Origin of the sequence: Novipirellula sp., assembly GCF_041583735.1 — a bacterium.
Classification (GTDB): Bacteria; Planctomycetota; Planctomycetia; order Pirellulales; family Pirellulaceae; genus Novipirellula.
This window is the reverse complement of the sequence record NZ_JBFHFD010000530.1, coordinates 1-6,077: the sequence shown is the minus strand read 5'-3', so window position 1 is coordinate 6,077 and position 6,077 is coordinate 1. Positions and strand designations below refer to the sequence as shown.

The 6,077-nt window shown below is 55.1% G+C and carries 3 protein-coding genes; 2 read left to right on the top strand and 1 reads right to left on the bottom strand.

Annotated features, from left to right (window positions below; translation table 11 throughout):
• The coding region (locus ABX962_RS27505) for a metallophosphoesterase (RefSeq protein WP_372724228.1) at positions 1 to 189 on the top strand (189 nt) is incomplete at its 5' end.
• A 245-nt stretch (positions 190 to 434) separates the two neighbouring features.
• On the opposite strand, the gene ABX962_RS27500 is transcribed toward ABX962_RS27505, so the two are convergent.
• Positions 435 to 5,867 carry a Calx-beta domain-containing protein gene (locus tag ABX962_RS27500; protein WP_372724226.1) on the bottom strand — a complete coding sequence of 1,811 codons (5,433 nt, stop codon included), beginning with the start codon at positions 5,865 to 5,867 and terminating at the stop codon, positions 435 to 437.
• Here ABX962_RS27500 and ABX962_RS27495 point away from each other — a divergent pair.
• A partial coding sequence (locus ABX962_RS27495; protein ID WP_372724224.1) for a hypothetical protein occupies positions 5,854 to 6,077 on the top strand: 224 nt, incomplete at its 3' end. The two genes, ABX962_RS27500 and ABX962_RS27495, sit on opposite strands and share 14 nt — an antisense overlap.

Here is a 6,077-nt window from a genome sequence, read left to right as displayed (position 1 = left end):
TTGATGATCAACGTCGGTAGCGTGGGGCAACCGCGAGACGGTGACCCACGAAGCTGCTACGTGCTGTATGACGAACATGTCGTCGAATTCCGCCGCGTCGAATACGACATCGAAGAAACGGTCAAAGAGATCGAAGCGGAACCCGAATTGGATAACTTTCTCGGTTACCGTCTACGCGAAGGCCGCTAGAGTGAGCGGTTTTCGCTTCGCGATGTGGCCCGGGGCGACACGGTAAATTGCGAGCCGCCCGGTAAATTTCGAACGTGTTTCCTTCGCGGCAACCGGACGGCTTACGCCGTGCCACTACCAATCTTAATCGTGGGGCCGCCGGGCTTGGCAAATTACGGAGTCTTTGCCCGCGGCAGACGACGGAGATTTCCTGTCGCGAAACTCTTGGAAAGTTTCGCTACGGTCAAAAATCGTGGGGGCGATGATCAAACCAAGCTGCCAAGCAGCGTGTCGGCTAACGTTTCGGACAACTCGGCGGACTCGTCCGAGTCGGCCTTCTTGTCATCAAACAAATCCAAGATCGCTTGGTCGAACGTTCCTTGGTCCTGCTTGGCGGATCCCATCACTGCGGCAACGGGTTCTGCAACAACCGTCGTCGCACTGGATCCCGTCCACTCTGCTTGTGCCTCGGCTTGCCCGTTTTGGTTGGCGGCCAAGAAGTCGGCGATCGACAACGATGCGTCGTACCCCGATTTGAAGCGATTGATGAAATTAATCACCTGCAATGCGTCCAGCGCGGTCATCATATTGTCGCCGTTGACGTCGGGATAGTAATTGCGAAGTGCATCGTCAGGCCCCGGAGTGGCAATCACGCCTCCATTTTGTGGCAACTGGTTGATGATCACCAACGCATCACTTGGCGTGATCACTCCGTCACGATTGGTATCGTGCGGGTTGTACGGGTTCACATTCGGTGAGACGTTCCGCACATACAGGATCGCCTTGTCACGTCGCAAGACGTGGGTGTACCGGCCCTCGATAAAGCGAGGTTGATCGGCAACCCAACCACCACCGTAATTAATGGTATCGTCGGCCTGCATGTCGATTTCGATAATGTTTTGGAAGTCACCGAGCGAGGCAATGTTCAACCGTTTCGCTCCGCCAGCGAGGTTCAGCCGCAATCGCTCGCCGTCAATCACCGGCCGCGTATCGAGGGTGCGCCCCGTGTTTTGGTCACGGACAATCAATTGATCGCCTTCGCGAACCAATTGCAAATTTTGGAATGACAAGTTCGTATTCACCACATCCACGACGGTGGTGCCCAGTCCCGCGAAACCGACATCCGAAACCGCTTCGTTGATCGACAACAGGACGTCCACTGGAATATTCCCGTCCTCGAACAAATCGGGCTGTCCGGTGACGGTCACACTTTGAGGTTGGTTCCAATTCTGGGGAGTGAAGACCAAGGATCGCGGCGAAACGGTGACTTCGCCTGTGTCGCTACTGGAGATCACCACAACCACATTCGCCAATGGTGCCGCGGTTAAATTGACAAAGAACTCGGCCGTCGATCCGTCTTCGCCCACCACGATAGGATCCGCTGCGGACGTAATTAGCAAACGGCCATCGTCATCATCGATAATAGTGATGCTGAGCTGGTCGGGGAGCGTTTGAAAATTCCCTGTCACACTCGTCACGGTCAAACCGACCACGCCGTCCTGTTCCACAAACGTATCATTGGTGGCGGTAATCGCAATCGATCCAGACAATTGTCCTGCGGGGATCACGATATCGGTGCTTGATACCGAAAAGTCATCGCTCGTCACATCACCTTGGCCGAGAATACTCGTCTGTACAACGACATCGCGGTCGGACAATCCGCTGAGCGTCGCGGTGATTGTGGCAATGCCATCCGCTTCGGCAATCGACGTTACATCCGACACCAACGATACCGAAGGCCGCGATTCATTGTCGATCAAGTTCAACGTCAGCGTTTGATCGGTAAAATCGACCGTGTCACTGTCGGCCGCGGAAACGGAAATCTCAATTTCCTCGTCGTCTTCGAAAATCGAGTCATCGATTGTCTGAATCAGAACGCTGGCGGTCGTGCTGCCAGCCGGCACCACCAACTGCTGCGCAGATATCGAGTAATCGATATCCGAGGCTGCCTTCCCAGCAAGGCTGATGTCAAAGACGACGTCACGCCCAGAGGCTTGCGACAGTTGCACCGTCATAATCGCTTGCCCACCAAGTTCATCAAGCGTGAAGTTATCCACACGGACGTTCGCAGTGGGCGGCGGATCGTTATCCAAGATATCGAGATTGGCTGTGGCTTGGCTGCCGATTATCACGCCATCGGATGCCGCTGCGGTTATGGAGATGTTTTCGACAATTTCGTCCAAAGCATCATTAACCGTGTCGATGGAAACCGTGATCGATTTCTGCCCTGCAGGAATAATGACGCTCTTGGAACTAATCGTGTAATCGCCTGTTTCGGTTGCGGTGCCGGTGAGCGTCAAGTCGACCGCAATGTCAACGCCCGCCACCTCGCTCAATTCGATCACCACGTCTTCGCTATCGCCTTCGACAACGGTTGTGTTCGCCAAACGAAGTGTTAACGAAGGAAACAGATCATCATCGATGATATTCACGACTGAGTCCACGACCGACAACGCCGTTGCATTGACAATCTGATTTGGTGAAACCGTCAATAGTTCATCATGCTCGAACAAGGCATCGTTGACTCCGGTGATCGTCAATGTTCCCGTGGTGCTTCCTGCCGGAATCACAAGGGATGTACCGGAAAGCGTAAAATCGGATGGATCGGCCGTGGTCGTAATGGTGGGCGTGATCACGACATCCAATCCCGATGGCTCCGAAATCGTGGCGGTATAAGTTGCGATGCCGCCATTTTCAGCAATCTCGGTGACGTCCATCACAAACGTGACCGTGGGCGGCAAGTCGTTGTCAACGATCGTTACCGTGGTCGATGCCGCAGGATCAAAGCCGGCATTGGTGGCCGATTGCACCTGAGCTACAATCAACTCGTCTTGCTCGTATAGCAGATCTTCGAGGGCATCAATCGTAATCGACGCGGTAAGCGATCCCGCTGGAATCGAGACTTGTAAATTTGATGCGGTGTAATCCACGCCACCGGTGGTCGCGGTTCCTGAAAGCGAGATGGTCGCTAACACATCGAGCTCCGAGATCGCTGACATTTGTACCGTCAGCACCGCTTGCCCGGAGGCCTCATCAATCGACGCGAGATCCGTCAACAAAGACAAGTTCGGGGCGTCATCGTCGTCCAAAATGGTCGTCGTCGTCGACTGGTCGCCCAGTTCGATGGCACCACTGACCCCGATGATGGCGATGGTCACGGTTTCGTCCAATTCGTCAAGCGAATCATCCACCGGCGAGAACGTAACCGAGCCGGTGGTTTCCCCCGCTGGAATCAAAATTTGCAGCGGAATCGTGGTAAAATCGCTTGTCATGGCGGTTCCCGTGACTTCCAAATCGATCGTGATATCGTTCCCCGAGGCGCCCGACAAAGTCGCGGTTACCGTGGCAACCCCGCCGTCCGATTCGACCAAGGTGGCTTGATCCACGGCGAGAGTGACGGTGGGCGGATTGTCATCGTCGATGATCGTCGCCGAAACCTGCTGCGAGACTTGCTCGATCGCCGCGGTCACGTTGGTCACATCAACGACGATGGTTTCGTCAGGTTCGTCTATCGAATCCTGAGTCGCTGTGATCACCGCCGTGCCGATCGTCGAGCCGGCGGGGATGACAATCGAAGTCCCCGTGATGCTGTAATCATCGCTTGATGCGGATCCCGTCAAACCGAGAGTCACGACAACCTCTAATCCCGAAGGCTCCGACAATGTCGCAGAGACAATGGCTGAACCCGATGCTTCGGCGAGCACGGGATTGTCGATCGCCAAGGTTACCGTGGGCGGCAGATCGTCATCGAGAATGGTCAACGTCGCCGCGCTGATAATGCCTGCGTTTGCATTGACAAGGGACTGAATCGACACCAACAAAGTCTCGTTATTTTCGTCAATGGCATCGCCGACAGCCGAGATCGTGAACGACGCGGAAGTCGCTCCCGCAGGAATCGTCACACTGGTTTGCATCCCGAGATAATCGACACCGCTACCGGTTGCGGTCCCCAAGGCGACGAGCGAGACGGTAATCTCTTTACCCGATGCCGCCGACAAGTTCACTTGTAACTCGGCTTCACCTCCCGATTCCGAAATGGAGGTAGGAACAAAGACCAGCGACGCCTGAGGTGCCAAGTCATTATCGAGAATCGTGACGTCGACCGACTGAGGCGATTGGGTTGCCGCACCGACGAGATTGGTGATCGAAACCGTGATCACCTCGTCCACTTCGTCCAAAGTATCTTCGATACCCGTCAGAACCATGGACGCGGAAAGCGATCCAGCGGGAATGAGCAAAGTGGTTTCCGAGGCCAGATAGTCGCTGCCCAGCGTCGCATCACCGGACAGCCCCAGCGTCACCGTCACTGGAACTTGCGAAACGGCATCCAGCGTCGCGGTGATGGTCGCATTGCCATCTTCATCAATCGCGGATTGATTCGAGGTGAGCGTGATATTCGGTGCCGCATCGTCACTGAGAATCGTCAACGTATCACTATGGGCAAACGGTGATGTCGCATTCACCACTGCCAAAACGCTAGCGATGATCGTTTCGTCACCTTCGAACACTCCGTCATTCACGACATCGATCGTCACCGATCCCGACGTGGACCCCGCCGGAATGAAGATCGTCACATCGCTGGCAGCGTAGTCATCGATGTCCGTGGCCGTTCCTAACAACGACAAACTGACCGTCACATCACGTGAGGAGGGCGCTGACAGATCGGCGAACAAATTGATTGCCGCATCCCCTTCGCTGATACTCGGCGTTTGGAACCGCAGCGTGACCACCGGCGGTGCATCGTTATCAAAGATCAAAGTCGAGGCCGATTGAGGGGCCAATGTCATGGCGTTGGTCAGCCCGCTGATATCTCGCACCACGGTTTCATCTAATTCGTCAAGCGAATCATCAATCGCCGTGACGGTGATGGAACCCGAAATGGATCCCGCTGGTATCAGAATCGAGTTTCCCGTGACGGTATAGTCGTCCGCTTGGACCGCGGTTCCCGAGGATGCCAAAGTGACCGTAACATCGAGTCCCGAAATCGCGGATAACGTCGCGGTAAAGACAGCCTGTCCCGCAGCTTCACTAATGCTGATTTGATTGCTGGTCAACGTCACTGTGGGCGCGAGGTCGTTATCGGTGATCGTAGCGGTGGCCGACTGAGGCGAACTTTCGGTTGCAAAATCGACCGCTGCGATCGTTACCACGATCTGCTCGTGCAACTCGTCGATCGAATCCTCGACGCTTTGCAACGTGACCGATTCACTTAGACTTCCCGCAGGAATCACAATTTGGGTCTGGGTCACCGTATAGTCGATCCCGAATTGCGCATCCCCGTCAAAGTCGAGATCGATCGTAATGTCACGCGAACTGATCTCGGACAACGTCGCGGTCAACGTCGTCGATTGATCGTCTTCGCCGATGGTGTCAGGATCCATTGACAAAGTCACTGTGGGAAACGGATCCACATCGATGATCGTGGTCGAAACACCCTGTACACCGTCTTCAATTCCATTGGTGACAGCGGAGACATTGACGATCAAATCCTCATCGACTTCATCAATGCCATCTGCAACGGTGACCGCCGTGAAGGACGTTGAAATGGATCCTGCGGCAATGGTGATCGGAGTCGTGAAACCGGTAAAATCCGATCCTGCGGAGGCGGATCCCCCAAGCGTCAAATCGATCACCACATCCTTGCCCGACAGTGTGGAAAGCGTCGCGGTGTAGACAATCGATTCGGTGGATTCGGTCACCGAGGTTTTGTCGACGGCGAGTGTGACCAGCGGAGCTGCGTCATTGTCGGTGATCGTGGTCGACGCCACCACCGAGCCTGACAAGATTGCGTTGGTCGGATTGACCAACGTCAACACGACCGACTCGTTAAATTCATCCAACGTGTCTTCGTCCGCGGTAATGGTCACCGTCGCGGTGGTCGCCCCAGGTGCAAAGGTCAGCGTTGACTG